Below are 2,855 nucleotides of genomic sequence, written 5' to 3'. Positions count from 1 at the left end.
CTGAAACTGACTCTGAAACAGATTCAGATACTGACTCAGAAACGGATTCGCTGATGGACTCTGATACTGATTCTGAAATGGATTCAGAGACTGACTCGGATACGGATTCGGAAATTGATTCTGATACTGATTCTGATATAGATTCTGATACTGACTCGCTTACCGATTCTGAAATGGATTCTGATACTGACTCAGAGACTGACTCGCTGACTGATTCTGAGATAGATTCAGATACGGATTCAGAAGTTGATTCGCTTACTGATTCTGAGATGGATTCTGAAACTGACTCGCTTACCGATTCTGAGATGGATTCTGATACAGATTCGGAAATTGACTCTGATACAGATTCACTTACTGATTCTGAAAGGGATTCAGATACAGACTCAGAGATGGACTCTGAAACGGATTCGCTGATGGATTCTGAGATGGATTCTGATACAGATTCTGAAATCGACTCTGATACTGATTCTGAAATGGATTCGCTGATGGATTCTGAAACTGACTCAGATACAGACTCTGAAACTGATTCGCTGATTGACTCTGATACAGATTCTGAGACTGATTCAGAAATTGACTCTGAAACTGATTCACTTACTGATTCTGAGATGGATTCTGAAATTGATTCAGATACTGATTCTGAAATTGATTCTGAGATTGACTCTGAAACTGATTCAGATACTGACTCTGAAACTGATTCAGATACTGACTCTGAAACTGATTCACTTACTGATTCTGATACTGATTCTGAGATTGATTCTGATACTGATTCTGAAATCGACTCTGATACAGATTCTGAAATGGATTCTGATACTGACTCAGAGATGGATTCTGAAACTGACTCAGAGACTGACTCAGAAACGGATTCGCTGATTGACTCAGATACCGATTCTGAAATGGATTCTGATACTGATTCAGAGATTGAATCAGATACAGATTCTGAAATTGATTCGCTTACTGATTCTGAAATGGATTCAGATACTGATTCTGAAACGGATTCACTAATTGACTCTGATACAGATTCTGAAACTGACTCGGAAACTGATTCTGAGATTGATTCTGAGATGGATTCTGAAACTGATTCAGAAATTGATTCAGATACAGACTCAGAGATTGATTCTGAAACTGACTCGCTGACTGACTCAGAGATTGATTCTGAGATTGATTCTGAGATTGACTCTGAAACTGATTCAGATACTGACTCTGAAACTGATTCACTTACTGATTCTGAGATTGACTCAGAAACGGATTCACTTACTGATTCTGAGATGGATTCAGACACTGATTCAGAAATTGATTCAGATACTGATTCTGAAATGGACTCTGAAACTGACTCGCTTACTGATTCTGAGATAGATTCAGAGACGGACTCAGAGACTGACTCGCTTACTGACTCTGAAATGGATTCTGATACTGACTCAGAGACTAATTCTGAGATTGATTCTGAAACTGATTCTGAGATTGATTCTGAGAATGATTCTGATACTGATTCTGAAATGGACTCTGAAACTGATTCTGATACTGACTCGCTGACCGATTCTGAGATGGATTCTGATACAGATTCGGAAATCGACTCTGATACTGATTCTGAAATGGATTCTGATACTGACTCTGAGACTGACTCGCTTACTGATTCTGAGATTGATTCAGATACGGATTCGCTGACTGACTCTGATACAGATTCGGAAACGGATTCAGATACAGACTCAGAGATTGATTCAGAAACTGATTCAGAGATTGACTCAGATACCGATTCAGATATTGATTCGCTTACTGATTCTGAGATGGATTCTGATACTGATTCAGAAATTGACTCTGAAACAGATTCAGATACTGACTCAGAAACTGACTCGCTTACTGACTCAGAGATTGATTCTGATACAGATTCAGAGATTGACTCAGAAACGGATTCTGAGATTGATTCAGATACTGACTCAGAAACGGATTCGCTGATGGACTCTGATACTGATTCTGAGATTGACTCTGAAACTGACTCGCTTACTGATTCTGAGATAGATTCAGATACAGATTCGCTGACTGACTCTGATACAGATTCTGATACTGACTCAGAAACGGATTCGCTGATGGACTCTGATACAGATTCTGAAACGGATTCACTAATTGACTCGGAAACTGATTCTGAGATGGATTCTGAGATGGATTCTGAGATGGATTCTGATACTGATTCTGAAATTGATTCAGATACTGATTCTGAGATTGACTCTGAAACTGACTCGCTTACTGATTCTGAGATAGATTCAGAGACGGACTCTGAAACTGACTCAGATACTGACTCAGAAATTGATTCTGATACTGATTCTGAAATTGACTCTGATACAGACTCAGAGATTGATTCAGATACGGACTCGGAAATGGATTCAGATACAGACTCAGAGACTGATTCAGAAATTGATTCTGATACTGACTCAGAGATTGATTCAGAAATTGATTCAGATACTGATTCTGAAATTGACTCTGAAACTGACTCGCTGACTGATTCTGAGATGGATTCTGAAACGGATTCGCTAATTGACTCTGATACAGATTCAGATACTGACTCAGAAACGGATTCGCTGATTGACTCTGATACAGATTCTGAAATGGATTCAGAGACGGACTCTGATACTGATTCTGAAACGGATTCAGAGACTGACTCAGATACCGATTCAGAGATGGATTCGCTTACTGATTCTGAGATTGATCCTGAAACTGACTCGCTTACCGATTCTGAGATTGATTCTGAAATGGATTCTGATACTGACTCAGAGATTGACTCTGAAACGGATTCGCTAATTGACTCTGATACTGATTCTGAAATGGATTCTGATACTGACTCAGAGATTGACTCTGAAACGGAT

At 39.2% G+C, this 2,855-nt stretch carries 1 protein-coding gene; it reads right to left on the bottom strand.

Features of this window, described 5'->3' with window-relative positions:
* A partial coding sequence (locus RFK25_RS11805; protein WP_443035562.1) for a DUF445 family protein occupies positions 1-2,791 on the bottom strand: 2,791 nt, incomplete at its 3' end.
* Between the last annotated feature and the right edge of the window lie 64 nt (positions 2,792-2,855).

The sequence above is a fragment of the Streptococcus sp. SS-4456 genome, from assembly GCF_036680365.1.
Classification (GTDB): domain Bacteria; phylum Bacillota; class Bacilli; order Lactobacillales; family Streptococcaceae; genus Streptococcus.
Note: the sequence above shows the minus strand (reverse complement) of the source record. Positions and strands in the feature narration are given on the sequence as shown.